The sequence below is a fragment of the Winogradskyella sp. A3E31 genome (assembly GCF_046720935.1).
Taxonomy (GTDB): domain Bacteria; phylum Bacteroidota; class Bacteroidia; order Flavobacteriales; family Flavobacteriaceae; genus Winogradskyella.
Genome location: NZ_JBHNWH010000002.1, coordinates 425,757 through 452,222, shown reverse-complemented (window position 1 = coordinate 452,222; position 26,466 = coordinate 425,757). Strand labels below are relative to the sequence as shown.

The 26,466-nt window shown below is 35.1% G+C and carries 21 protein-coding genes; 11 read left to right on the top strand and 10 right to left on the bottom strand.

The window, feature by feature from the left end; all coding sequences use genetic code 11:
• Positions 1-1,741: TonB-dependent receptor domain-containing protein (locus tag ACFEMA_RS04405; protein ID WP_411766805.1), on the top strand; the 1,741-nt coding region annotated here is incomplete at its 5' end.
• Between the two features lie 13 nt (positions 1,742-1,754).
• Positions 1,755-3,407 (top strand): choice-of-anchor J domain-containing protein, encoded by a 1,653-nt coding sequence (locus ACFEMA_RS04400; protein ID WP_411766804.1) that lies wholly within the window; start codon positions 1,755-1,757, stop codon positions 3,405-3,407.
• Positions 3,408-3,481: 74 nt separating this feature from the next.
• On the opposite strand, the gene gldD is transcribed toward ACFEMA_RS04400, so the two are convergent.
• The 4 genes from gldD to mutY all read right to left on the bottom strand — a co-directional run bounded on the left by gldD (position 3,482) and on the right by mutY (position 6,958).
• Complete coding sequence (gldD, locus tag ACFEMA_RS04395) at positions 3,482-4,054, bottom strand: gliding motility lipoprotein GldD (RefSeq protein ID WP_411766802.1); 573 nt, start codon at positions 4,052-4,054, stop codon at positions 3,482-3,484.
• The gene (locus tag ACFEMA_RS04390) at positions 4,051-5,364 is read right to left on the bottom strand and encodes a gliding motility-associated protein GldE (RefSeq protein ID WP_411766801.1); all 1,314 of its coding nucleotides are present in this window, start codon (positions 5,362-5,364) and stop codon (positions 4,051-4,053) included. The genes gldD and ACFEMA_RS04390 overlap by 4 nt, the downstream gene beginning before the upstream one ends.
• 22 nt (positions 5,365-5,386) lie before the next feature.
• Positions 5,387-5,833 carry a single-stranded DNA-binding protein gene (locus tag ACFEMA_RS04385; RefSeq protein ID WP_411766800.1) on the bottom strand — a complete coding sequence of 149 codons (447 nt, stop codon included), beginning with the start codon at positions 5,831-5,833 and terminating at the stop codon, positions 5,387-5,389.
• 78 nt (positions 5,834-5,911) lie between these two features.
• Positions 5,912-6,958 carry an A/G-specific adenine glycosylase gene (gene mutY, locus ACFEMA_RS04380; RefSeq protein ID WP_411766799.1) on the bottom strand — a complete coding sequence of 349 codons (1,047 nt, stop codon included), beginning with the start codon at positions 6,956-6,958 and terminating at the stop codon, positions 5,912-5,914.
• A gap of 133 nt (positions 6,959-7,091) precedes the next feature.
• Between mutY and ACFEMA_RS04375 the strand changes: the two genes are divergently transcribed.
• Complete coding sequence (locus ACFEMA_RS04375; RefSeq protein WP_411766798.1) at positions 7,092-7,382, top strand: HU family DNA-binding protein; 291 nt, start codon at positions 7,092-7,094, stop codon at positions 7,380-7,382.
• A 315-nt stretch (positions 7,383-7,697) separates the two neighbouring features.
• A complete protein-coding gene (locus tag ACFEMA_RS04370; RefSeq protein WP_411766797.1) occupies positions 7,698-9,242 on the top strand; it encodes an Rne/Rng family ribonuclease in 1,545 nt (514 codons plus the stop codon).
• A 147-nt stretch (positions 9,243-9,389) separates the two neighbouring features.
• Here ACFEMA_RS04370 and ACFEMA_RS04365 read toward each other — a convergent pair whose 3' ends face one another.
• Positions 9,390-9,641, bottom strand: a complete 252-nt coding sequence (locus ACFEMA_RS04365) for a hypothetical protein (protein ID WP_411766796.1) — start codon at positions 9,639-9,641, stop codon at positions 9,390-9,392.
• A 180-nt stretch (positions 9,642-9,821) separates the two neighbouring features.
• Between ACFEMA_RS04365 and ACFEMA_RS04360 the strand changes: the two genes are divergently transcribed.
• Positions 9,822-11,234, top strand: coding sequence for an aldehyde dehydrogenase family protein (locus ACFEMA_RS04360; protein WP_411766795.1), 1,413 nt, complete (start codon positions 9,822-9,824; stop codon positions 11,232-11,234).
• On the opposite strand, the gene ACFEMA_RS04355 is transcribed toward ACFEMA_RS04360, so the two are convergent.
• From ACFEMA_RS04355 to ACFEMA_RS04340, 4 genes are all read right to left on the bottom strand, one after another.
• The gene (locus ACFEMA_RS04355; protein WP_411766793.1) at positions 11,231-12,238 is read right to left on the bottom strand and encodes a N(4)-(beta-N-acetylglucosaminyl)-L-asparaginase; all 1,008 of its coding nucleotides are present in this window, start codon (positions 12,236-12,238) and stop codon (positions 11,231-11,233) included. The two genes, ACFEMA_RS04360 and ACFEMA_RS04355, sit on opposite strands and share 4 nt — an antisense overlap.
• 79 nt (positions 12,239-12,317) lie before the next feature.
• Complete coding sequence (locus ACFEMA_RS04350) at positions 12,318-13,991, bottom strand: MFS transporter (protein WP_411766792.1); 1,674 nt, start codon at positions 13,989-13,991, stop codon at positions 12,318-12,320.
• Positions 13,992-13,993: 2 nt separating this feature from the next.
• Entirely contained in the window at positions 13,994-14,836 is an 843-nt protein-coding gene (locus ACFEMA_RS04345; protein ID WP_411766791.1) for a hypothetical protein, read from the bottom strand.
• A gap of 2 nt (positions 14,837-14,838) precedes the next feature.
• Entirely contained in the window at positions 14,839-17,757 is a 2,919-nt protein-coding gene (locus ACFEMA_RS04340) for a GH92 family glycosyl hydrolase (RefSeq protein ID WP_411766789.1), read from the bottom strand.
• A 40-nt stretch (positions 17,758-17,797) separates the two neighbouring features.
• On the opposite strand from ACFEMA_RS04340, the gene ACFEMA_RS04335 reads away from it, so the two are divergent.
• The 6 genes from ACFEMA_RS04335 (at position 17,798) to ACFEMA_RS04310 (ending at position 25,728) form a co-directional block, all read left to right on the top strand.
• Positions 17,798-20,146: a beta-N-acetylhexosaminidase gene (locus tag ACFEMA_RS04335; protein WP_411766788.1), complete on the top strand. Its 2,349-nt coding sequence runs from the start codon at positions 17,798-17,800 to the stop codon at positions 20,144-20,146.
• A 110-nt stretch (positions 20,147-20,256) separates the two neighbouring features.
• Positions 20,257-20,949: a copper homeostasis protein CutC gene (locus tag ACFEMA_RS04330; RefSeq protein ID WP_411766787.1), complete on the top strand. Its 693-nt coding sequence runs from the start codon at positions 20,257-20,259 to the stop codon at positions 20,947-20,949.
• Positions 20,936-23,416 carry a beta-mannosidase gene (locus tag ACFEMA_RS04325; RefSeq protein ID WP_411766786.1) on the top strand — a complete coding sequence of 827 codons (2,481 nt, stop codon included), beginning with the start codon at positions 20,936-20,938 and terminating at the stop codon, positions 23,414-23,416. Before ACFEMA_RS04330 ends, ACFEMA_RS04325 begins: the two co-directional genes overlap by 14 nt.
• A gap of 31 nt (positions 23,417-23,447) precedes the next feature.
• Positions 23,448-24,689: a metallophosphoesterase gene (locus tag ACFEMA_RS04320; RefSeq protein ID WP_411766784.1), complete on the top strand. Its 1,242-nt coding sequence runs from the start codon at positions 23,448-23,450 to the stop codon at positions 24,687-24,689.
• Positions 24,690-24,821: 132 nt separating this feature from the next.
• A complete protein-coding gene (locus ACFEMA_RS04315; protein ID WP_411766783.1) occupies positions 24,822-25,118 on the top strand; it encodes a thioredoxin family protein in 297 nt (98 codons plus the stop codon).
• Between the two features lie 133 nt (positions 25,119-25,251).
• The gene (locus ACFEMA_RS04310) at positions 25,252-25,728 is read left to right on the top strand and encodes a hypothetical protein (RefSeq protein ID WP_411766782.1); all 477 of its coding nucleotides are present in this window, start codon (positions 25,252-25,254) and stop codon (positions 25,726-25,728) included.
• On the opposite strand, the gene ACFEMA_RS04305 is transcribed toward ACFEMA_RS04310, so the two are convergent.
• Entirely contained in the window at positions 25,708-26,460 is a 753-nt protein-coding gene (locus ACFEMA_RS04305; RefSeq protein ID WP_411766781.1) for a polysaccharide deacetylase family protein, read from the bottom strand. The genes ACFEMA_RS04310 and ACFEMA_RS04305 overlap by 21 nt on opposite strands.
• Positions 26,461-26,466: the final 6 nt, after the last annotated feature.

Sequence of the window (26,466 nt, the reverse complement as noted above, 5' to 3'; positions counted from 1 at the left end):
TGATGGTTATGTTGCCGGAACACCTTTTAATTCTGTATCTTATTTCGTAAATCTTTCGAAAGAAATTAATGACCAACATAGTTTGTCTTTAACTGCATTTGGTGCAAAGCAAAGACATGGTCAAAGACAGAACAGACATTTAATAGAAACGTTCAGACAAAGTCCTGATGGAATTAAGTACAATTCTGACTGGGGATGGAAAAACGGTCAATTAACAAGTATAGAAGATAATTTTTATCACAAACCACAGATTTCATTAAATCACTATTGGGATGTAAGTGATAGAACAAGTGTATCTACTGCAGCCTATGTGTCTTTTGGCTCAGGTGGTGGAGGTGGTACCTTGGGGAGCGATGCTGAAACTCCAGGATTTGAAGGAGATGGTCGTTTTAAATTTACAAGTCCAGAATACAGGATAGGTAATTTTGGACCATTGGATTTCGACAGAATTGTTCAAGAAAATATCGAAAACGGAGCAAATGGCTCTAGTGCAGCTTTAAGAGCTTCTCGTAACGATCATAACTGGTATGGTGTATTATCTACATTAAAGTCAGACCTTAATGATCAAATGGTATTTTTAGGAGGTTTAGATTTTAGATCTTATAAAGGTATTCACTTTAGAGAAGTAACAGATTTATTAGGAGGACAGTTTATCATTAATGAAGATAATGTAAACAACCCTTCAGGTGTTGCTAGAGAAGGTGATAAAGTTGCTTACTTTAACGATGGCCTTGTAGGTTGGTTAGGAGCTTTTGCTCAGTTGGAATACGATGTTAATGAAAAGTTCAATACGTTTGTTTCATTGAATGCAGCAAACACATCTTATAAAAGAGTAGATTACTTTAATTATACACCTGACAGTGAATTTAGAGAAACGGATCGTTATAATTTCTTTGGCTTTGGTGCTAAAGGTGGTGGTAACTATCGTATAGATGATAACCATAATGTGTTCGTTAATCTTGGGTATTTTGAAAGAGCCCCTGATTTTGACGCCGTGTTTATTAGATTTAATAATGAGGATATCAACGAAAACGCTGAAAACCAAAAAATCGTTAGTTATGAATTAGGTTACGGTTTTAGAGGTGATAAATTTTCTGCAAACGTCAATTTATATAGAACAGCTTGGAGAGATAGAACCGAGACTATTGGATTCCAGCTAAGCAATGATGAAACAGGGTTTGCTAATATTCTTGGGGTTAATGCAATTCACCAAGGTATAGAAGTTGATTTTAGATATAAAGCAACATCGAACTTAGATATAACAGGAATGGTATCTTTAGGTGATTGGAGATGGGAAAATAACGTTGAAGACGTAAATATCCTAAATGAAGAACAAGAAGTTGTAGATACAGTTAATCTATTTATCGAGGATTTACATGTAGGTGATGCCGCTCAAACAACAATGGCTGTTGGCGTAGACTATACAGTAGGTGAAACTACTCGTATAACAGTAGATTATAATTACTTTGATAATCTTTATGCAGATTTTGACCCTAGTGATCGTGGTGCGCCAGGACCAGATGCATGGAAAGTTCCTGCTTATGGAGTTTTTGATACTGCTGTAAAGCACGATTTTAAATTTGGGAATTTTGAGGCTTCTTTAATAGGTCGTATTAATAACATATTCGATACTACCTATATTGCAGATGCTTTAGATGGGTCTGGATCAAATGCACAATCAGCCTTAGTATATTATGGGTTTGGAAGAACATTTAGTATAGGCACTAAAGTTAAATTTTAAAAAAATTAGAAAAATGAAAAGAATAATCTATGTAATGGCTTTTTTGGGCTTAACGCTAACAGCGTGTGATCCTTTAGAAGATATTAATGCGGAATTAGACGCAAACGAAAATACAGTTATTGGTAGTACAGACTATACTTTAACTGCAGATGACTATGCTGATTTAGAACTTGGTTTTGGTAGCTTTAGTTCTTTAGACGATGCAAAAACTCTATTACCACCTTTTCTAGCTGAAAAGTACCCTTTTTGGGGAGATGGTTCTTCTGTAAATGTAGGGTTTAACTTATTTCAAGGTTCGGCAGAAGGTGTAAGTGATTTTACTGGATCGGCAGAATATAGTTTCACAAATGATGATTATGCTGCTACAGGAAGTGATGCTTTTGGTTTTTATCCAAACGTTGATCCAACGGAAGAGATTCCGGCTATTTTAGATGCTCAAATTGATATGCCTGCAGATGGTGATATCGTTTTGGCTTTATATGACCAGTATTTTGAAACTCCAGAAGTTGGTTTAGCTAACTTATATGCAGCTGTTTTTCCTGGAGATTTCGGAGATTTTGAAGTGGTTTCTGTTTCTGGCTTAGATGAACTAGGTTGGAATACCACAGCATCTAACGTTACAGGTTCAGGTTTTAACGGAAGTTCTAATGCGGTTGAAGAATGGTTAATTTCTCCAGAAATTGATTTATCTGGTGAAGTGGATTTGTTATTTCAAATCACTCAAGAAATCGATCTTTTTGGTGCTGATCCTACTTCTTTCGATATTTTAATATCAACCGACTATACTACCGGTGGAACTGTTGGTGATGCAACTTGGAATGTTTTTGATTTTGATAAAACTGCATTCGGTGATTTAACGACTTCTGAAGATTTAGATTTTTCTGCTTACGATGGGGAAACAATCCATGTAGCTTTTAAATATACGTCTACAGATTCTGCTTCTGCAAGATGGAGAGTTGAATCATTTGCTGTAAGATTTTTAGGTGTTTCAGGAGAAATAAATAAAGCTGGTGAATATTTTACATATGATGGTTCTGAATGGGAAGCTTCAGAAGGGGTTTACTATTTGAGTTCAGCAGATTATGATTCCATGGGTGAAGAATTTGGACAGCCAGGACGTTTTGATAATTTTAGTAGTTCAACACCTGCTGCAAATTATTTAGACACATTTTTAGGCATAAAGTATCCTTTTGCACAAGAAGAGGATGAGATTTTTGTCATCTATAAATACTTCTCTAGTAGTAGTGGTTTAGGTACAAGAGGAAACCTTTATACGTTTACTGACGGAGAATGGGTTGGTTACGAATCTGTTATTGAAACAACACTTCAGTTTGGTTTTGAAAATGGTGTATGGGTTCCAGACAATACCATAAGATATACTTTAGTAGGTACAGATTACGCAGCAATAGTTTCTGCTTTAAGTTCTACGTATCCTGAAGCAACAGGAAGTATGGATAATTTCGGCAACTTTGAAAGAAGACCAGGTAATGCTGCAGAATGGACCAATGATATGGTTTTAGAAGCATTAAACATCGTTTTAGACATGTTAAATCCAGGTGCTGCAGAAGAGCAGAAATATATTGTTACAGTAGATGTCTATACTGGTAGTAATGGTACGGAAGATTTTGCTGTTATTAAATCTGGTGGTGAATGGGTTTACCAATAGATTTCGATAATCTCACATAAAACAAAAAATGCCACTGAATTTCAGTGGCATTTTTTTATTCGCTTAAATTTAAATTAATCCTTCCATTCTAAACTTTCCATAATCCGTCTGATGTCATTTTTAAGATAGACTGCCGCAGGATATAAAGAATCATAATTAGGTTTTGCGTAGAAGTATAACGAGCCATTTATAAAGTGGTTTAAGCTGTCTGTGGCATAGAATTGCGATTGAGACGCTGCATTACCTCCAACTTCATAAAACATACCATAAACACGATTATTAGGGTTTTCAAATAAGTTGCTTTCTATCGCATCTGCCTTTAAGGTGTGCTTTTGTGTCAAGGTTTGCGTATCTCTTAGTAAATCAATAAGATTATCATCTACTTTTTTGTAGGTAAGATAAATTGTGCCTTTCAACTCAGGGTAATTAATTGTAACACCTAATGATTGTCCATTGTTTTCAGATGTAATGGATGTTATGGGTTCTGACAAGGTGTTTTTATCAAACTCGAAGGGCACAGGAATATCAGAGCGCACATATTTTGGGCTAGGATACTCTAAGCGTAAATAGGCTTGAGGCTTAGGTAGATAATGATCCTTACAGCCTGTTAAGAATAGCGCAAATAATGGAATAATTATCTTTTTCATTGAATATCCAATAAGGTGAGTTTTATATCTTTTATGCGTTTCTTTTCAATGGCCTCTATGGTAAAAACGTAGTTTTTAAAATTTATTTTACTATTGATTCTTGGAAAACCACCCGAAATTTCTAATACAAAACCTGCTAATGTCTCTGCTTCACCTTTACGCTCCTCAAATTCTGAAGAATCCTCAATACCAACAATTTTATAGACATCCTTTAACGGAGTCTTACCTTCAAAACGGTAATTTTGGTCGTCTATTTTAGTAAAGACTACATCTACATCATCATACTCATCACTGATATCTCCGACAATTTCTTCAATAATGTCCTCTAAGGAAACTAAACCAGAAGTACCTCCATATTCATCAACCACAACGGCTAAATGGACTTTTTTAGTTTGAAATTCCTCCATTAGATCATCTAACTTTTTGTTTTCGGGCACAAAGAATGGCTCCCTCAAAATAGTAATCCAATCAAACTGTTTAGTGTTAAGATGTGGCAGTAAATCTTTCACATATAAAATACCTATAACATTATCTACATTGTCTTTGTAAACAGGAATCCTAGAATACCCATGATCTATAATATCTGGGATAACGTCTTCATAAGTTGACTCGGAATTTAACGCAAAAATATCCATCCTTGGTCGCATCACTTGCTTGGTATCCGTATTTCCGAATGAGACAATGCTCTGTAGTATTTTTTGCTCTTCCTGCGTCGTATCTTCATTATTTGTCAATTCCAATGCCTGGGATAATTGATCTACACTTAAATTGGATTTTTGCCTTCCTAAAGTTCCATGAATTTTTAATGTTAAATAGCGCATTGGTAGGCTCAAAGGCGAAAAGAATACATCTAATACATTTAGCGGTTTGGCAACCATAGATGCAAATTTTACACTATTTCTACTGGCATAAATCTTTGGAATAATCTCCCCAAATAACAAAATCAGAAAGGTGGCTATAATAACATCCAATAAAAACCGAAGCCAAGTAATTGAAATGGATTGAAACAGAAAATCACCAACATAAGCAAATAATAAGACTATAGCTATGTTAATAAAGTTATTGGCGACTAAGATTGTTGCTAACAGTTTTTTAGGTCGGTCTAACAAACGGGCTATAATAGCCATTGACTTAGAATTGTTGTCTAAACCTTCGTTGATATTGGTTTTTGTTAAAGAGAATAGGGCAACCTCTGCGCCAGATATAAAAGCGGAGCAACAAAGCAATAATACCAGTACAGCAATACTAAGTATCAAAGATGTATTTGTAATTAAAAAAAGAACTAATAAACGCGGGGGTTCTGGGTCCAAGATTAATTGTTTTCAGTGTGTGTTAAAAAGGTAAATCATCACCATCATCCTCTATAGGTTCGTTAACCGAAGATGGTTTTGAAGCAGAAGGCTCAGTACGTTGTTGTTGCGCTGAATCTTGATTTTGCTCATTTTTATTGGTTAAAAACGTAAAATCCGTACATTGTATTTCGGTAGAATAACGCTCCATGCCCTTGTCATCGGTCCATTTACGTGTTTTTATCCGGCCTTCAATATAAACTTTATCGCCTTTTGTGAGGTATTTTTCGCAAATTTCAGCTCCTTTGTTTCTTACCACAATATTGTGCCACTCCGTGTTAGAAACACGTTCGTTGGTTTGTTTATTGGTGTATGTTTCATTTGTAGCTAAAGGAAAGCGTCCTACACAATTTTTATCATCAAAATAATGCATCTTCACCTCATCACCTAAATGACCGATTAACATTACTTTATTTAAAGTTCCAGACATAATAATTATAAGTTAAGTGCGCAAAATTACGCATTTCAATATCGTTTCTTTAAAAGTAATAAAAATTTATCGATGCATTTAATTTTGAAAATTGAATTCCTCAATAAAATTAGCAATAAGGACAGAGGTAGGAAACTCATTTAATTTTGAAATCGAAATTCCATCGTTTAATTCACCATCAATCTCAATGATCCAAAACTTTGTATGCAAGTGCTGGTGAGATAGTTTATGGACAACATCCGTTTCGTTATAAAGGCTATAATCAAAGCTGTAATTTTTAAGTGCGGTTCTTTCGGCTTCTAATTCTGAAAAACTATCAATTGGTATAGGTGAACCACTTTCAATTAACGGAAATTGATAGAGGTTTTGCCAAATCCCTTTTTTTGTACGTTGTTCAAACAACGTCTGTTTTTTAGAGTCAATACAGACTAGGTAGTTAAAATACTTATGCTTTACTTTTAGCTTTTTAAGTTTTACCGGTAAAAGACCAATCTTGTTTTTTTGGAGTGCAACGCAACTTGAACTTAATGGACAAGACTTACAATCTGGATTCTTAGGTTTGCATTGTCTCGCACCAAATTCCATAATGGCTTGGTTAAAAGTCGCTGGTTTATTTTTGTCAATTAACGATTGTGCAAGAGACTTAAATTCCTTAATCCCTTTTGTTGAATTTATTGGGGTGTCAATACCAAAAAAGCGCGACAGTACTCTGTAAACATTGCCGTCTACTACTGCTGTCGGTTCGTTAAAGGCAATAGAGGCAATAGCACTTGCAGTATAGTCTCCTACACCTTTTAATTTTATAATCTCTTTATAGGTATTGGGAAATTTGCCTTCACATTCATTAACTATATATTTAGCTGCAGTATGCAAGTTCCTTGCTCTTGAGTAGTAACCTAAGCCCTGCCATAATTTTAAGATGTCTTCTTCTGGGGCATTGGCAAGATCCTGAACAGTTGTATAGACATCAATAAATTTTAAATAATAGGGAAGACCTTGACTAACTTGTGTTTGTTGTAATATAATTTCTGACAGCCAAATAAAGTATGGATTAGTTGTTTCTCTCCATGGTAAATTCCTCTTATTAATTGAGTACCAGATTATTACTTCTTTGGTGAAATTCATTAAAAATTTAAATTACTACTGCAAAACTAAATCTTTATCCTCTTAAATTTTAATATATTAGGCTTGAAATATTGAAATTAAATTACCTATATTTGCATCCCTTATAATTAATAGTAACAAAAAATTTAAAAAAATGACAAAAGCTGATTTAGTAGCGAAAATATCTGACAAATTAGGTATGGAAAAAGGTGATGTACAGGCAACTGTAGAATCATTTATGGATGAAGTAAAAACTTCTTTAGAAAGTGGAGATAACGTTTATTTGAGAGGTTTCGGAAGTTTTATCATCAAAACAAGAGCAGAGAAAACAGGACGTAATATTTCAAAAAACACCACTATAAAGATTCCAGCTCACAATATCCCAGCATTTAAACCTGCTAAAGTGTTTTTAGAAGGGGTGAAGACCAACGTAGAAGTAAATTAAAACACAATAAAATATTAATCTAAAAAAGCATTATTTATGCCAAGTGGTAAAAAAAGAAAAAGACACAAGGTAGCGACGCATAAGCGTAAAAAACGTAGACGCGCTAATCGTCACAAAAAGAAATAAAGCGTATAAAAAGTAGTTTTAAACTACTTTTTTCGCTTTTAACAGTACGTTCTTTGATATAGAATTTGAAGTATATAATAGAGTACTTTCAAATTTGTTGGATTCACCCGATAAAGTATCGGGATCCTGTGTCAAATTATTAAGTAAAATCCATCTGTCTCACTTATGGGATGGATATAAATTAACATTATGAACAAGGAATTAATCGTAAGATCGAGTTCAGATATTGTTGATTTTGCCTTATTAAAAGATGGAAAACTTATTGAATTGCACAAAGATGAAGATGATAATAACTTCTCAGTAGGTGATATTTTTATTGCCAAAATCCGAAAAGTTATGCCAGGACTAAATGCTGCGTTTGTTAACGTGGGTTATGAGAAAGATGCGTTTTTGCATTATCATGATTTAGGACCTCAATTACCTTCACTTTTAAAATTCATAAAACGTGTAAGCACAGGGAAATTAAGAGATTACTCTTTAAAAAACTTTCCTTTTGAAAAAGACTTAAATAAGCATGGTAAAATTGCCGATGCCATTAAGTCTAATCAATCACTATTGGTACAAATAGTAAAAGAACCTATTTCCACAAAAGGCCCCCGCATTAGTTCAGAATTGTCTATTGCTGGGAGATACATTGTCTTAGTGCCTTTTTCTAACCGTATTTCAATTTCTCAAAAAATTGAATCTCAAGAAGAAAAAGACCGATTAAAAAGACTGGTAAAAAGTATCACGCCTAAAGGATTTGGGGTTATTATTCGTACTGTTGCCGAAGGTAAAAAGGTAGCAGAAATTGATAGTGATTTACAGAATTTGCTGGATAGATGGACAGCAATGTGTAAAAAGTTATATAAAGCACACCACCCTACAAAAGTGCTTGGAGAAATGAACAAAGCATCCTCAATTTTAAGGGATATTTTTAACGATTCATTTTCTAGTATCATTGTAGATGACGAAGCTCTATATACACAAGTAAAAGATTATGTGCATCAAATTGCACCGCATAAGGAATCGATTGTTAAGTTTTACAAAAACGGAGTACCTGTTTATGAAAAGTATGGTATAGAACGTCAAATAAAAACATCATTTGGACGTACCGTTTCTATGGCAAAAGGAGCTTATTTGGTTATTGAACATACCGAAGCTCTACATGTTGTAGATGTTAATAGTGGCAATCGTTCTAACAAGGAAAAGAGCCAAGAAGCAACTGCTTTAGAGGTTAACCTTATCTCAGCTACAGAAATAGCCCGTCAATTGCGCTTGCGCGATATGGGCGGTATTATCGTTATCGATTTTATTGATATGGGTAGAGCTGAGAACAGAAGAAAATTGTACAATCATCTTCGTGACGAAATGAAAGATGATAAAGCAAAGCATAAAATATTACCGCCGAGTAAGTTTGGTTTAGTACAAATTACCAGACAACGCGTTAGGCCAGAACACAATATTAAAACCAAAGAAGAAAATCCTAATTTCATTGGTGGTGACGAAATTGAAGCACCAATAAAAGTAGTGGAGCGGATTACGCAAGACTTAGAGACGATTTTCAAAAAAGACTATAAAAAAGTGACCCTAAATGCGCACCCTTTTATAGCAGCCTTTTTAACCAAAGGGTTTCCATCAATACGTTCAAAGTGGTTTTTTGAACACAAAAAATGGGTAAAAGTTTTACCTAGAGATGCTTACACCTATCTTGAATATCATTTTTACGATAAAAATGGTAACAAAATCAAATAATATCTATTAGTAAAAACCCGTCCAGTATTTTTATTGGATGGGTTTTTTTTATGAAAGCTGTTTTAGATTTAAACGGAAACAAAAAACCTTGTCATTTCTGACAAGGTCTTTTAAAACAAAAATTTAAACCTATTTTCCTAAAAACTCTTAGCAAAGTCTTTTAGTTTTTAATTTAACATTCAAGCTTTTTCTGTATGCTTTAATGCTAATAATATCATTACTTTTCTTTTGGTCGATTTGTATAACCTTAGCTTTAATCGTTGACATCTTCTTAACAGCAGCAGTCTCAACACCCTTAACTTCTATAGTATTAGGAGTAACCTTAGTCTCAGTGTTACCCTTTTGAGCGAAAGCTCCTAAAGAGAACATAAATACTAATATGATTACTGCGTTTTTCATTGTTTAAAGCGTTTTTGTTTTTAACTTCGGTTCAAAGATGCAACAGATTACCACATACCTATACATATATTGGACGAAACCCAAAGACAAATAGATAAACGGAATATCGATACAAAAAACATCGACGAAATGCACAAAATCGGCTCGTAGCCCAATAAATACGTTAAAATTTTAGATAAAATGACCAAAGGGAAAGATAATCGGTACCAAAATCTGTTCGAAACACAAAAAGCACGTCGAAATACAATAGGTGTAAATACTTATAAAGAGCGTATAAATAAGCTCAATCAACTTCAAACAGCGTTAACAAAGACCTACAAGAGTGAGATACGGGCTGCTTTACATGCCGATTTTAAGAAGCCACATGTAGAAACAGACCTTACAGAGATTTACCTAGTCGTGGCTGAAATTAAGTATGCAAAGAAAAATCTTCATCGATGGATGAGAAGACAAAAGGTAGAAACACCTATTGCTTTAATTGGAACATCGTCATATTACTATTTTGAACCTAAAGGAATTTGCCTAATTATTTCACCTTGGAACTACCCTTTTAATCTTACAATGTCTCCCTTGGTCGCCGCAATTGCAGCTGGTTGTTCTGTTATTATAAAACCGTCTGAGCTTACGCCTAATAGTTCTAGGGTTATGATAAATATGATAAAAGAGCTATTTGATGAGGATGAGGTTGCCTTAATTGAAGGAGGCATAGAGGTGTCAGAACAATTACTGGCCTTGTCTTTCAATCACATTTTCTTCACTGGGTCACCGATTGTTGGAAAGATTGTTATGAAAGCCGCTTCAAAGCATTTGGCTTCCGTTACGCTCGAATTAGGCGGTAAATCACCGACTATAATTGATAAATCTGCTGATTTAAAATTGGCGGCACGTACAATAGTCTGGACAAAATTCTTGAATAATGGGCAAACCTGTATTGCTCCAGATTATGTGTTAATCGATACATCAGTTAAATCTGAGTTTATAGAACATTGTAAAACTTATATTAAAAAGTATTATGGCGACGACCCAGAAAAGTCTTCATCATATAGCAGAGTTGTTAATTCAAAACATTTCGATAGGTTAAAGGATTATCTAAAAGAGACTAAGAACAGAAATGCTACTTTTGAACTTGGAGGCGATGTTTTTGCCGAAGAGTACTTTATTGGACCCACTATAATTTCGAACTTACCTGAAGATTCAAAACTACTCCATGAAGAAGTGTTTGGGCCTATTTTGTCGATTGTAGAATACAGCACTCTTGCTGAAGCTATTAATTACATCAATGCTAAAGAAAAACCATTGGCATTATACTTATATAGCAAATCAAATAAAACCATTGAAAAAGTGCTTTCAGAAACTAGAGTAGGTTCTACGGGTATAAATAATGCTGCTTTACAGTTTTCTAATCACTATCTGCCATTTGGAGGTATAAACAATAGCGGCATTGGGAAGTCTCATGGGTTTTTTGGTTTTGAGGAATTCTCTAACAAACGCTCAGTTTTAAAAAGAAATTACCCTGGCTTTATTTCTTTAATGCGTCCACCGTATACAAAGTTTGTACAAAAGTTGGTGGATATAACCATTAAATGGTTTTAAGCCTTATTGTAAAAATCTGATTGAATCTGCTCGTTTACCCCATCTTGAAATTTAGTCATACTAAACCATTGATGAATAGAATAACAGCCAGTCTCCCCCTTTTTATTAAGGGCAATATACCCGACTTGAAAATCTTTGTAATCTTTCCCGGGTTTATTTACAATCCGTCCTATAGCTTCTTCACAGGCTTCTTGAGGCGATTTTCCTTGCCGCATTAGTTCCACTATTAAAAAACTCCCAACTGTTTTAACAACTTCTTCACCAAGACCAGTTGCCACAGCGCCACCAACTTCATTATCTATAAATAAACCAGAACCAATTATGGGCGAATCACCAACCCGCCCAGCCATTTTATACGCAAGGCCACTTGTAGTACATGCTCCAGAGATATCTCCGTTTTTATCAATAGCTAGCATCCCAATAGTATCGTGGTTCTCGATATTGATAATTGGTTTGTACTTAGCTTCAACCTTCCATTTTTCCCATGCTTTTTTTGAAGCCTCCGTTAATAAATCTTCAGGTTTGAACCCACTAGAAACAGCAAATTGTTTGGCACCTTCTCCTGCAAGCATTACATGGGGTGTGTCTTCCATAACTTTTCTGGCAACAGATACAGCATGTGTAATATCTTTTAAATACACAACGGCACCACAATTACCGTGTTTGTCCATGATACAAGCATCTAGTGTTACATTACCTTCTCTATCTGGTAAGCCTCCTTTACCAACTGATTGCCCTTTTTCGTTAGCCTCTTCGACCATACAGCCTTGTTCAACGGCATCCAAAGCATTACCGCCAGCCTTTAATACTTCCATAGCCTTTGCAGTGGCCTCTTCAACGTGCCATGTCGCAACAACAACAGGTAATATTGCTTTAGAATTTTGATTATGTTTCGGTAGAATTGGTTTTTCTTCAGAAGAGTTTCTGCATGAAGAAACTGTAGCTCCTATAGCAATTCCTACTCCAGTTAATGATGCATTTTTTATAAAGTGTCTACGTTTCATTTTTATCCCGAATTTACTTGTGCTGAATTTATTTCAATATCTTATAAATAACAACCCTGAAGTTAAATTAGTACACTGTTTAATATTCAATGTTTTGCTTATCCAATACCGTTTTTGTCCTAAACGCATAAAACAAAAGGTATACAAAGCAAGCTACTGCAATCCAGTATGAGGATTGAATGTTAAATACATCAGCTAATTTACCTTGCACTGGCGGAATAATAGCACCACCTAGAATCATCATAATTAAAAATGCTGAACCTTGTGACGTATACTTCCCAAGTCCTGCGATACTCAACGTAAAAATACAAGGCCACATAATTGAGCAGAATAAGCCACCAGACAAGAAAGCGAAGAGTGCAACATTTCCAGATGAAAATAATCCAACGAGCATTGCAATGACTCCTAATAAACTGAATATTTTAAGCGTTTGAACAGGATTATCCTTTGCAATGAAAAATCCTGCAATCTGTACTGCAATACAGATGCCGAAGAATAAGATTTCATCAGATGAAAATTCATTTCCTGCTATATAATTCACGGCAAGGATAACACCAAATGCAACATACGGTACAAGGATTAATAATACTTTTTTAAGACCTTTGCTCGGATTAAAAACCGTTATTGCACCAACCCAACGTCCTATCATCAAGCCTCCCCAATACATAGAAATATAAATGCCGAGTTGGGAATCATTCAATACAGGCAAGCCCAATAAGTTTGAACCTGTTCCATCAACATTTTGTTTTAAGAGTTCACCTAAATTACTTCCTATAGTGACTTCAACTCCTACGTACATAAAAATCGCCAACATCCCCAAAACCAATTGTGGATACTTCATCGCTCCCCAGCCTATAGCACTTTTCTTGGCACTACTATTGGCTACAAAAACGGCTGCAATAACAGCAAAGAGAGCAACAAACAAAACAATCAATCTTGTCTTCTCTACACTCTCAGTTGTTACAGACCCTTCTGTATAAGTGCTAAAGATGTAGCCAAAACAACCTACAATAATGAGGGTTAGTATGATTAATAAATTTCGTGCTTTATTGGCAGGTTCAAATGTTGTATCTGATTTTAATGCAGGCAATTTTTTTGAAAAGTAAAATAGGGCTGCCGCAACCAAAAACAATGCACCAACACCTAAATACAAGCTCTGTACGGTGACTAAGGTAATTTCATTATTTGCAATCATCGACGCTAATTCGTCAGTACTCCATGATGCTGAACCAAAAATAACAAGACTCACAACTATAGGCCCAATAGTGGTTCCAAATGAGTTGATGCCTCCTGCCAAATTTAAACGATGCGAACCTGTTTTAGGATCACCTAAGGCAATGGCGAAAGGATTAGCCGCAGTTTGTTGTAACGAGAAACCCAATGCCACAATAAAATAGGCTATTAGTACTAAATAAAACACATTTGTTTGGCCTTGCTCAGCACCTGCCGTTGCAGGATACATAACAAAAGCACCTATTGCTGATAACAATAAGCCATAAATAATACCGTTTTTATAACCCCAATTATTCATGATGTCTTTTTTAATAGAACCTGACATTATGAAAAGCAGTAAGGCACCTATGTAGTACGCTCCATAAAATGCAAAATCAACCAACTGTGACTGAAACTGGTCAATATTAAAGTAGGTTTTGCAAAAAGGGATGAACACCCCGTTAGACGCTGCTATAAACCCCCAAAAGAAGAAGACCGTGACTAAAGTGGCTAAGGCAGATTTGTTGTTTTGATTGCTCATTATTAGTTGTTGTTAGTTAGTTTTTTTGAATAGATCCTACATTTAATAGAATGGTTAAAAACATAGGCACTCTCATAGTATTCATCAGGGATATCATAATTGAAATCTTCTTCAGCTTTTTCTAGATATTTTATTCTACATTTTAAGAACTTCTCAAAATCAATACCGTCTTCAATGTAATTATTACGTTCTTCTTCATAAATTTCTCTAAAGATAGAAATTGATTCTTTATCCCATTTTATTTTTGAAGCAACAAAAATATCATCAAAATATAAATCAATAATATTTTGTGCTATTCTTAATCCAAACAGGCCTTCGTTTAATAAATCATTATAAGCTAAGTATTTCCATTTTCCTGATTCTTTTCCCCAATATGCTAATATTTTTCCATTAAGCTTTGTTTCTAAATGACTATCTAATTTGTAAATATTGTCTTCATAATCAATTAGATTTTGATTTAAGAATTGCTTAAAGTCATATAAGTAAAAGTTCTTTTTATTTTTTTGAACTTTGATAGAGTTACTGTATTCAACAATTTTAAAATAATAATCATCAATTCTCTTAGTAGAACTTAACTTTTCTATTTTGACATTTTGATTTATTAAATCACTTGCTTTATAAAAAAGAGAGTCAAAACCATTATGTAAACTATCTAAGTGTTTAAATAATTTTTCTTGTGGCAATGAATCTTTAAAATTATTCGGCAAGTTTTTAAGATAATCATCATTGGTGTAATCACCAGAAACTAAGTTTTCTATTAGTGGTTTTTCATTAACTAAATTAAAGGATGGTTTGCATGAGAAGATTATAAACCCAATACTTAAAATAATTAAAACTCTATTCATCTTTATTTAATAGAAATCTCATCTACAAAAATCCAGCTCTTTCCATCCATAGGATGACCTATATGCCATTCTGGTAAATCCCCAAGCTTTTTGGCAATGACTTTAACGTATCTGTATGTACCATTTGGAATATTAAAGTCAGTCGTTTTAATTGCTATATCACTATTTTGTTCAATCGTATTTATAGATTGTGAGCCCACAGTTTTAAAATTAATATTGTCCTTGGATACTAAAACCTGCGCTTCTGTTGGGTAGAAAATCCATGCTCCTTGATCTCTTAAAAAATTAATACTTACAGTTTCAATTCTTTTTTCTGAACCCAAATCTACTGTTGCTACTAAATCGGTATTCCAATAGCCTTGCCAACTGCCAGTTCTGTAATTTTTAGTGCTTCTAATCCCGTCAATTAACGCATCATTGCCACCTGCTGAATATTGATTGGCAAATTCACTTTCTAAGGTAATACTGAGATTTGGGTCAATTTTGTAAAAAGGTGTGGTTAAAACAGGGCTTGTTAAGTCCCCTTTTTCAGAATAGAGTTTAACTTCTACATCTTCAGTTATTGTAAATGGCTCTTTGTAGAGCTGAAAACTTCCATCATTGATAGCATAAAAAATAGCAGTTTCTTTTTCGGAAGAGTTTAAAACAACCTGTGTTGAATCCCTAAAGGTGATATCTCCTTTTTCAATATAAGGGGATGGAAGAATAATATGTTCTGTAATTTCAGTAACAGGCTCAGTGCCTTTTTCTGTTCCCCAATTTGAAGGTTGATCACTCATATTAAATTCAAGGGTTCCGCCAGAAATAATAGCGTCATGCTTTAGGTAAGTAACATCTAAATTTTGCCCATTTAGTGTTACGCTTTCAACATATATATTGGTGTCACTTAAATTATTAGCGACTATAGTGAATTGCTCTCCGCTCTCAAGATTAATAGTAGCTTTATCAAACAATGGAGTACCAATGATGTATTCGTTGCTGCCTGGTGTTACCGAATAAAAGCCCATGGAACTTAAAACATACCATGCACTCATCTGTCCACAGTCTTCATTTCCTGAGACACCATCGGGATCATTATTGTACAGTTCAGTTAATATTTGATGTACTTTCTCTTGGGTTTTATGAGGTTTATTGACAAAATTATAGAGATAAGCCATGTGGTGACTTGGTTCGTTTCCATGTGCATATTGACCAATTAAACCAGTAATGTCTGATTGATCTCGACCCGAGGTTTCGGTCTTTGCGTTAAATAATTCATCGAGTTGCGCTTCCAATTTACCTTTTCCACCTAGAAGATTTATAAATCCTGAAATATCCTGAGGCACATAAAAACTATATTGCCAAGAATTGGCTTCTGTGTAATTAAAGTTCACTTCATACGGATCAAAAGGGGCAAACCACGTATTTCTAAACCGCCCTCTCATAAATTTTGATTCAGGGTCAAACACATTCTTATAATATTGAGCACGTTTTATATAGGTTTGGTAGTCTTCAGAGTTGCCCATGTCTTTTGCCATTTGTGCAATCGTCCAATCGTCGTAGGCATATTCTAAAGTTTTAGAAACAGATTCACTCTCCTCATCTACAGGAATAAATCCATATTTTTTGTAGGCTTCTAACCCAAATTTATCTCTTGTTGCAGAGTATTTCATGGCTTCAAACGCGGTATTGACATCATAATTTCTTATGCCTTTTAAGTAGGCATCAGCAACTACAGGTACAGCGTGATAGCCAATCATACAATCCGTATAGTTCCCAGCTAAATCCCACATTGGCATAATGCCTCCTTCATCGTATTTTGCTAAAAACGTATTTATAAAATCATTGGTGCGTTCTTGTTCAATAATCGTGTAAAGTGGATGTGCAGCACGATAAGTGTCCCATAGTGAAAAGACCGTGTAATAATCGAAATCCTGTGTTTCATGGATTTCTAAATCCATGCCTCTATAACGGCCATCCACATCTTGATAAAGATTGGGAGCAATCATTGTATGGTAGAGCGCAGAATAAAAGTTGGTTTTTTTATCTAAATCATTGCTTTCAATGACTATTTTTTCAAGTTGTGATTCCCATTCTTCCTGAACTTCTTTTTTAACCGTTTCAAAATCTTTATTACCAATTTCGGTTTCCATATTTCGTTTAGCACCTTCGATATCTACTGGGCTAATTCCGACTTTAACAATAACATCTTCGTTATTGGGATTGTTGATGCTTAAAGCGGCTTTTAACGGATTGTCGTCAGAGGGATATGTGGCCAATGCTTCGTGAGATAATTCAATATAGAAAAACAAACGTTGGTCTTTTGCCCAAGCGCTAGAATGTCTATACCCTTGAAAAACTGTTGGTGATACTTGTTCAATCTTATGGTCTAAAACTTTATCTCTATGCGCTAAATCGAGAATGATATATTTGTTGTCGGTTGGTTTAAAAGTATATTTATGAATCCCACTTCGCTTAGAAACGGTTAATTCCACGTCAATATCGGTTGAATCTAAATGCACCTTATAATAGCCAGGTGACGCAATTTCCTTATCATGCGAAAAGTGAGCGCGATATCCTTCTTTACCATCTGCGCCATTATTAAAAACAACTTTATTAGTAGGCATTAATAACACATCACCATAATCGCTAATGCCCGTCCCACTTAAATGCGTATGTGAAAAGCCGTAAATATAACTGTCTGTGTAGTGATAGCCGGAGCAGCCATCCCAACCTTCCAATCGTGTGTCTGGACTCAATTGCATCATCCCAAAAGGGGCGGTAGCACCAGGATAGGTATGGCCGTGTCCACCAGTACCGATAAAGGTGTTCACGTAATTTATTAGAGGTTGATCTTTTTCAGCTTTTAAGATGATTGGTTCAGTTTTACAGCTCGTTATTGAAGTAAAAATGAGTATTGCCGAAATAAGCCTTAGATTCATAAGAAAAGATTACTAATTTTAAAGCATCTAATATACTAAAATGCCATTCAAAAAAGTAAGCCGACTTCTCTTCTTCATAATTTGTTTGTCCTGTGGCACTAAAGACACCACTAAAGCTTCTGAGCCACTCATTATTCCCGAACCAACAGAGTTAGAAGTTAAAGATGGGCGTTTTTTGTTGTCTGCAAATACCGAGATTCAGTTTGAGGATAATTTTAAAGTATCAGGTGAATTTTTAAAGTCATTTGTTTCTCAAAGTTTAATACCATCTAATAGTCAGCCAAATCAAATCCGATTTATAGAAGATAGTTCAATGACTGAGGCAGAAGGTTATGCACTTGAGGTTGGTGATGATGAGATTGTTATAAGAACCTCTTCCGATCAAGGAGCGTTTTACGCTGTACAAAGCTTACGACAACTACTTCCTGTAGATTTTGAAAAAGGAGCTAATCAATTTGAAGAAGTGCCAATTCAGAAAGTAACGATTAACGATGCCCCTAATTTTAGTTATAGAGGTATGCATCTCGATGTAGGTCGCCATATGTTTTCAGTGGATTTTATTAAAAAATATATCGATGCTTTGGCCATGCTAAAGATGAATACGTTTCACTGGCATTTAACCGAGGATCAGGGTTGGCGTATTGAAATTAAAAAGTACCCTAAACTTCAAGAGATTGCTGCATATCGTGATGAAACTCTAGTAGGTCACTACAGTGACCAACCCCATCAGTTTGATGGCAAAAAATATGGAGGCTATTACACACAAGAAGAAATTAAAGAAGTGGTTAACTACGCTAAAGAACGTTTTGTCACGGTAATACCAGAAATTGAAATGCCAGGCCATAGCCAAGCGGCAATAGCTGCTTATCCAGAATTGGGTTGTACTTCGACAGGACTTCGACACGCTCAGCCTGGCAGCTCAGTAACCAACAACCAAATTGAAGTCGCAAAAAAATGGGGTGTTTTTGAAGACATTTATTGCACTAAGGATGAAACCTTTCAATTTTTAGAAGATGTTTTGGATGAGGTCATAGCGCTTTTCCCAAGTGAATATATTCATATTGGCGGGGATGAGGCTCCTAAAACACGTTGGAAAACTTGTAAAGTATGTCAGGCAAGAATTAAGTCCGAAGGCTTAAAAGATGAGCACGAACTTCAGAATTATTTTATAACTAGAATTGAAAAATATTTGAATTCCAAAGGACGACAAATTATTGGTTGGGATGAAATTTTAGAAGGTGGATTAGCACCAAACGCAACGGTAATGTCCTGGCGAGGAACAAGTGGAGCAGTTGAGGCTGCCAAATCAGGCCATAATGTAGTTATGACTCCAACGTCACATTGCTATTTTGATTATTACCAATCTGAACACGAAGACGAGCCAACCGCAATTGGAGGGTACTTACCATTAGAGAAAGTCTATGGGTTTAACCCGATTCCAGAAGAGTTAACAGAAGAGGAATCAACATATGTTCTTGGAGCACAAGGCAATGTTTGGACAGAGTATATGCAGACAGAAGACCATGTTGAGTATATGGTTTTTCCTCGGATACTGGCCATGAGTGAGGTGGTGTGGTCTCAACCACAAAACAAGGACTATCAAGATTTTGTATCACGAGTAGAAAATTTTCATAGCCGATTAGATGCTTTGGAAATTAATTATGCGAATCATTTGTATGAGATTGAAGGCTACCTGACTTCATTGGATGATAAATCATATTACCAATTAAAAACACTAACCGAAGATAAAACGATTCGCTACACATTAGATGGTAGTGAAACCGATTTAAATTCTAAAATATATAATTCCCAAATTCCGGTTTCCGAAAGTTTAGCCATAAAAGCGGCTGTTTTTAATGGTGACAAAAAACTAGGAGAAACATTTTCTCAAACAATAAATTTTCACAAAGCAGTAGGTGCAAAAATCTCGATTAATAAAGAGCCACATAAGGCCTATTCTGGAAGTGGGGCTGATGGATTAATTAATGGGATAAGTGGTAGTGATTCGCGTTACGGCGATAAAGAATGGTTAGGATTTTGGGGAGAGGATATCGAAGTTACAATAGAGTTTGATAAGGCAAAAGAAATTGATAGTATTTCAACTCGTTTTTACAACGGTAATGGACAATGGATTTATGCGCCAAAAGAAATAATGATTGAGTATTTGCTTGAAGATGGATCTAAGGCAACTGATATCAGAAGTAAACAATTCGAGTTTAGAGAAAATAAAATAATCAATATGGATTGTAATTTCCCCAGACCAATAGGTCTTGAAATCAAAGTAAAATCGATTACTTTAAAAATCCCAAATTACGGAGTTATACCAGAAGGTAAACAAGGAGCAGGTAATAAGGCCTGGACTTTTATTGATGAGATTATTGTGAATTGACAACTTATTGTCATTCCGCACTTCCTGCCCGACAGTCAGGCGGGGATGCGGAATCCACTTTGAACTAAAAAATAATGAGATTCCTGCCTACGCAGGAATGACAAGAAAACATGAAATTAGAAATCTGCGCCAACTCATACCAATCTGCTATTAATGCCCAAGAGGTAGGAGCGCATCGTATAGAATTATGCCAAGAATTGTCGGTTGGTGGCATAACACCATCTTATGGATTGTTGAAACAAGTTTTAGAGCATTTAAAAATCCAAGTGTTTGTGTTAATTCGCCCAAGAAGTGGAGACTTTGTCTATTCTGACGAAGAGTTTGAAATTATGAAAACGGATATTGAAATTTGTAAAACATTGGGTTGTTCTGGGATTGTTTCTGGTGTTTTACATTCAGATAAAACCATCGATATCAAAAGAACAAAAGAACTCGTAGAATTATCTAAGCCTTTGCCATTTACATTCCACCGAGCCTTTGATGAGGTTATAAATCCCAAGGAAGCATTACAACAGTTAATAAACTTAGGAGTTGAACGAGTTTTGACTTCAGGGCAGCAACCGTCAGCTTTAGAAGGTTTAGATTTGCTCAAAGAACTTAATGAACTATCTCAAGGCAGAATTACGATTCTTTCTGGTGGAGGGATATCAGCTAAAAATGGACTAAAGTTCAAAGAAGTTGGTTTTCAAGAAATTCATGCATCTGCATCAAGTGTTATTCAAAATGGGGATTCTTTATTTTCACGACCTCAAACCGTTTCAGATCTAAAAAAAATAAAAGCCCTATTAGATGCGATATCTTAGTCTATTGATTTTACTGTTATGTCTCAGTTGTGGGCAAAATTATGATGTTCCAGAAACAATCACTTTAAAGTCCGATTGGGAATTTAGACAAGTTGGTGACTCAACGTGGTATTCAGCAACTGTTCCTGGTAACGTGTTTACAGATTTAATGGATGCAGATTTAATTGAAGATCCATTTATCGGTAATAATGAGGAAAAGGTACAATGGGTTTCTGAAGCAGATTGGGAATATAAAACCACCTTTGTATTAGATGAAAGAACTTTAGAAAAGAAGCATCTTGAACTCAATTTTGAAGGCTTGGACACTTATGCAAAAGTCTTTTTAAATGACATTTTAATTTTAAATGCGAATAATGCTTTTCGTTCTTGGAACAAAAGGGTTAAAGACCTACTAAAAGCAGAAAACGAATTACGGATTGTTTTTCAATCGACTTCAAAATATGAAGAATCTGAGAAAGCAAAACTACCTTATCAATTGCCAGAAGGTAACCGGATTTTTACCAGAAAAGCACAATTTCAATACGGTTGGGATTGGGGTCCAAAGTTAAATGCCTCTGGAATTTGGAAGCCTATATCCTTAACTTCTTGGAATGATTTTAGAATTGAAGATATAAATATTCAACAATTAAGCCTTGATGAAAATGAAGCTTCCCTCTTGATTGAGATTAATGACAATAATATCATTAATGAAGATTTCACATTTGATGTTTATGTCAATGATAGTTTGTATTCTGAATTCAAAAACCCAAATCCCTTGATGCCAAGCTGGATTCCACTTCAAATTAAAAATCCAAAACGCTGGTGGCCACATAATTTAGGAGAGCCTTATCTGTACAATATAAAAGTCATTGTTAAAGATGGCAGAACTGTCCTCGACTCACTTTCTATAAAAAAAGGCTTGCGAACAATAGATTTAGTAGCAGAAGAAGATAGTATCGGCCAATCCTTTTATTTTAAGGTCAATGATGTTCCTGTTTATGCTAAGGGGGCCAATTATATTCCTCAAAACAGTTTTCAGAATAAAGTAAGTCATGAAGATTACGATAAACTTTTAAACGATGTAGTGGGTGCCAATATGAATATGCTTAGAGTTTGGGGAGGAGGTATTTATGAAGAAGATACATTTTATGATTTATGTGACGAAAAAGGCATATTGGTTTGGCAAGACTTTATGTTTGCTTGTGCAATGTATCCTGGAGACGATGACTTTTTAAATAACGTTAAAAAAGAAGCTGAGCAGCAAGTGAAGAGATTGAGAAATCATGCTTCTATTGCCTTGTGGTGTGGTAACAATGAGAGTTCCGAAGGCTGGAGCCGTTGGGGTTGGCAAATGGGAAGGTCTGAGACCGAAAAAGAAGAAATTTGGAACAACTATTTAAAGCTGTTTGATTCTATTTTGCCTCAAACAGTATCTAATTATTCTGATATTGATTATTGGGAATCTTCTCCAAAATATGGTCGGGGAAACCCATTGTATAAATCAGAAGGTGATGCCCATGATTGGTGGATTTGGCATGATGGATATCCGTTTGAACATCTCGAAGAAAATGTACCGCGATTTATGAGCGAGTTTGGCTTTCAATCGTTTCCAAGCTATGAAGCTATAAAATATATCAATCAAAGAGACTCCATTGACATCAGTTCTGCTGGGTTCAAAAATCATCAAAAACACAGTAGAGGTTTCCAGCTTATCGAAGAGTACATGCAACGCGACTTTCCTGTGCCAGATAGCCCTGAGGATTATGTGTATATGAGTCAATTGCTTCAGGCTTATGGCATTACTAAAGGGATTGAAGCGCATCGTCGAGCACGACCTTACAACATGGGCACATTGTACTGGCAATTAAACGATTGCTGGCCAGCGGTGTCTTGGAGTAGTATTGACTTTTTAGGCAATTGGAAAGCTCTGCAATACAAAGCAAAGCACAGTTTTGAAAACGTGTTGATCTCATCAACAATTGAAAACGATTCATTGGAGACTTGGATTGTTAATGACAATCTGAAACCAGAAAATGGTGTTTTAGAGATGAAAGTAATGACCTTTTCTGGGGATGTTATTTGGCAAGATTCCTATGATGTCAACGTTGAGGGCGGCACGAGTCGTTTAGTGTCTCAACATAATATAAATACATGGCCTGAGAATAAAAATGAACTAGTTTTGATTAGCACATTCAAAGAGAGGCAATCGGTGTTTTATTTTGTAAAACCTAAAGAACTAAACCTGCCACAGGAAGACATTCAAATGACGATTAAAAACAATGAAAATGGATTTTCAATAGAGTTAAGAAGTGAATCACTTCAAAAAGATATTTTTCTTTTCACTAAGGAGCAAGGCCATCTCTCAGATAATTTTTTCGACCTATTACCAAACGAAACTAAAACTGTAATGTTCCAAACACAAGCAAAACAACTTGACGACTTGCAGTTAAAAACCTTTAACAGTTTCATAAGACCCGAAGGGATTTGATATGTTTAAATTTGCAAATCAATAAAACTGCATGACACGCTGGATAATTTTCATAGTTATTTATACACTTATTTGTATTTATGGTTTTCAGGCCTTAAAAACAGTGACCAAACAAAATTGGTTGTATATACTTTATCTGTTTATTGCATTGGTCGTTCTAGGTAATTTTATTTATCAATTTTCGGCATCCTCAGAAGGTCGTGTTTTAAGCCCGGAAAAGAGTTATGCTTTTGGCTTCTTGTTATCTTTTTTGTCATTAAACCTTGTTTTGGTTCCTATTTTATTTGTAGAAGATATCATCAGAATAGTGATGGGCTTGTATGACAAATTAGTTACTACAAACGAAACCTTTTATCTGCCATCTCGTAGAAAGTTTGTCAGCCAGATAGCACTCGGATTGGCTGCTATTCCGTTTGCTTCTCTTTTATACGGCATGTACAAAGGCAAATATAATTTTAGGGTTCTCAGTTACCAATTACACTTTGAGGATTTGCCTGAAGCCTTTGATGGCTATAAAATTACCCAGATCAGTGATATCCATTCCGGTAGTTTTGATAACAAGAAAAAAATAGAATATGCCATTGACTTAATCAATGAGCAAAAATCTGATTTGCTTTTGTTTACGGGAGATATGGTCAATAATAAAACAACAGAAATGTTACCTTGGAAAGACACTTTTGGTCGACTTAAGGCAAATGACGGAAAATTTTCTGTGTTGGGTAATCATGATTATGGCGATTATATAGATTGGCCAAGTGCTGAAGCAAAGGCACAGAACTTAGAAGACTTAAAGGCACTTCAAAAAGAAATAGGCTTCGATGTATTATTAAATGACAGCCGATTTATAGAAAAAGATGGTCAGCGTTTAGCTGTGTTAGGTGTTGAAAATTGGGGAAAAGGAGGCTTTAAAAAAGCTGGGGATTTGCAGAAGGCTAAATCTAAAGTAATTGCGGAGGATTTTAAAATTTTGATGAGCCACGATCCGAGTCATTGGGAAGCTGAAGTTGTCAATGACGATTATCATTATCATTTAACCCTGAGTGGGCATACGCACGGCATGCAATTTGGCATTGAAATCCCAGGATGGATTAAATGGAGTCCCGTAAAATGGCGTTATAAGCAATGGGCGGGTATTTACGAACAACTAGGCCAATATATCAATGTTAATAGGGGGTTTGGCTATTTGGGATATCCTGGGCGTGTCGGAATTTGGCCAGAAATCACGGTTATTGAATTAAAAAAAGGATCTAAAAGCATTACTCAGACCGTATAATAGTTATATTCAGTAGAATTGTTTATTTTTATAATGACGTAAAACTGAATGACCTACATGGCGTAATTTAAAGTATAGTATAAAAAAATTACGTAGGTTTGTAGTACAACATTTGGCTTAAAACTTATAAGTATGTCAAAATTTGGGGAATTAATAGATGTAAATATTCCTGTTCTACTCGATTTTTTCACAGAGTGGAACGAACAATCTACCGCCATGCACCCTGTGCTAAGGGATGTTGCCGCCGCTATGGGCGATAAGGCTAAAGTTATTAAAATTGATGTCGACAAAAACAAGGAGCTTGCAGAAGCTCTAAGGGTTAAAGGCCTTCCAACCTTAATTATCTACAAAAATGGTGAGATGAAATGGCGCCACAGCGGAGAACAAGATGCCAATACACTGATAGGTATTATGCAGGAGTATGTTTAAAAGTTTCAGAGTAACTTACTTTTTTCTAATTTTCTTATTCACATTTCAGTTTTTTAACTGTAAATCAAGTGCAAAGATAGGGTCAGACCCTTCTATTTTAAATTATAAAATTTCAGATTCTGTCAATACCAAAATGAATGCTAAATTCAAAAAAACAAGAAAATCATTCGTAGGGAAACTTAATACTGAGGAATTGGATAAACTTTATAATAATTTAGATTATCATCTTAATACGACCCTGTCCAGGGATTTAGCGGTCTTGATAAATTATAAGCAGCGTGGTTCTAATTGTTTTGATTTTGAAGAAAAGGCTTTAAACTCTTATGCTAAGAGAGGGCATAAAATTTCTAAACAGATGAGCAAATCCTATAAAATTCAAGATTTCTTTGTTTTTTCTGAGGATGCTTTTTACCGAGGTTTTTATGACAAAATAGATTTTTATAAGAAGGATTCAGGATTTTTTAAAAGAAATATTTTTACACTTGAAGAAGTTTGCTCAGCTTTTTTACTCGTTAAATCAAATGGAGAATTCTTAAAGTTTTATGGAACAGATTATTACTCGGAAGTGGAAAATTTCATGGAAAATGAATTAATTTTTGAAAAGAATTGATTTAAAATTAAACCCTCTTTCACTATAGTATTCCAATAATCTAGGTAGTACATACATTAAATTTCGTTTGGCTTTCAAACTATCGTGAAATACAATAATACTTCCTTTTTTAGTTGAAGACAACACCCCATTTAGACAGGTAACTTCACTTACAGTAGCATCCCAATCAAAAGACAATACATCCCAAAGAATAACTTTGTAGCCTAATTTTTGAAGTGCTTTAGATTGTTTCGATTTAAACTTTCCGTACGGAGGACGGAAAAGATTTGCGATTGACGATTGACGATTGACGATTTTTGATTCTTCTAAACTGTCATCTTGGTTTTTCGCTTCCAGCTTCCAGCTTCCAGCTTCTACCTTCCCACTTCCAACTTCATACTTTTTAATAGAATCATCAATAATTTCTTGAGCAGCTTTCACGTCTTCCAAATACAGTTTAGATGTCGTTTTCCAGCCCTTTAAATGATTGTAAGTATGATTGCCAACCGCATGACCATCTTCTAGTATTTTCGCAAAAACGTCTGGGTACTTATTAATATTACTTCCTATGCAGAAAAATGTGGCCTTAGCGTTATAGGATTTTAATTGCTCTAAAACCCAATCGGTTACTTCTGGTGTTGGCCCATCATCAAAGGTTAAGTATAGTTCCTTCTCAGAGGTGTCTATAGTCCAAATAAAACTTGGAAAAATAGTTTTTACCAACTCTGGAGTCTTTGCAGGAATAAGCTTCATTATAAG

Bases quoted from the DNA above. Each gene is read 5' to 3' on its own strand.
- ACFEMA_RS04330 (WP_411766787.1), top strand. From the start codon at position 20,257: ATGAAATTAGAAATCTGCGCCAACTCATACCAATCTGCTATTAATGCC.
- ACFEMA_RS04375 (WP_411766798.1), top strand. From the start codon at position 7,092: ATGACAAAAGCTGATTTAGTAGCGAAAATATCTGACAAATTAGGTATG.
- ACFEMA_RS04385 (WP_411766800.1), bottom strand. From the start codon at position 5,833: ATGTCTGGAACTTTAAATAAAGTAATGTTAATCGGTCATTTAGGTGAT.
- ACFEMA_RS04400 (WP_411766804.1), top strand. From the start codon at position 1,755: ATGAAAAGAATAATCTATGTAATGGCTTTTTTGGGCTTAACGCTAACA.
- gldD (WP_411766802.1), bottom strand. From the start codon at position 4,054: ATGAAAAAGATAATTATTCCATTATTTGCGCTATTCTTAACAGGCTGT.
- ACFEMA_RS04315 (WP_411766783.1), top strand. From the start codon at position 24,822: ATGTCAAAATTTGGGGAATTAATAGATGTAAATATTCCTGTTCTACTC.
- ACFEMA_RS04360 (WP_411766795.1), top strand. From the start codon at position 9,822: ATGACCAAAGGGAAAGATAATCGGTACCAAAATCTGTTCGAAACACAA.
- ACFEMA_RS04340 (WP_411766789.1), bottom strand. From the start codon at position 17,757: ATGAATCTAAGGCTTATTTCGGCAATACTCATTTTTACTTCAATAACG.
- ACFEMA_RS04355 (WP_411766793.1), bottom strand. From the start codon at position 12,238: ATGAAACGTAGACACTTTATAAAAAATGCATCATTAACTGGAGTAGGA.
- ACFEMA_RS04365 (WP_411766796.1), bottom strand. From the start codon at position 9,641: ATGAAAAACGCAGTAATCATATTAGTATTTATGTTCTCTTTAGGAGCT.
- ACFEMA_RS04370 (WP_411766797.1), top strand. From the start codon at position 7,698: ATGAACAAGGAATTAATCGTAAGATCGAGTTCAGATATTGTTGATTTT.
- mutY (WP_411766799.1), bottom strand. From the start codon at position 6,958: ATGAATTTCACCAAAGAAGTAATAATCTGGTACTCAATTAATAAGAGG.
- ACFEMA_RS04320 (WP_411766784.1), top strand. From the start codon at position 23,448: ATGACACGCTGGATAATTTTCATAGTTATTTATACACTTATTTGTATT.
- ACFEMA_RS04350 (WP_411766792.1), bottom strand. From the start codon at position 13,991: ATGAGCAATCAAAACAACAAATCTGCCTTAGCCACTTTAGTCACGGTC.
- ACFEMA_RS04325 (WP_411766786.1), top strand. From the start codon at position 20,936: ATGCGATATCTTAGTCTATTGATTTTACTGTTATGTCTCAGTTGTGGG.
- ACFEMA_RS04310 (WP_411766782.1), top strand. From the start codon at position 25,252: ATGAATGCTAAATTCAAAAAAACAAGAAAATCATTCGTAGGGAAACTT.
- ACFEMA_RS04335 (WP_411766788.1), top strand. From the start codon at position 17,798: ATGCCATTCAAAAAAGTAAGCCGACTTCTCTTCTTCATAATTTGTTTG.
- ACFEMA_RS04345 (WP_411766791.1), bottom strand. From the start codon at position 14,836: ATGAATAGAGTTTTAATTATTTTAAGTATTGGGTTTATAATCTTCTCA.
- ACFEMA_RS04305 (WP_411766781.1), bottom strand. From the start codon at position 26,460: ATGAAGCTTATTCCTGCAAAGACTCCAGAGTTGGTAAAAACTATTTTT.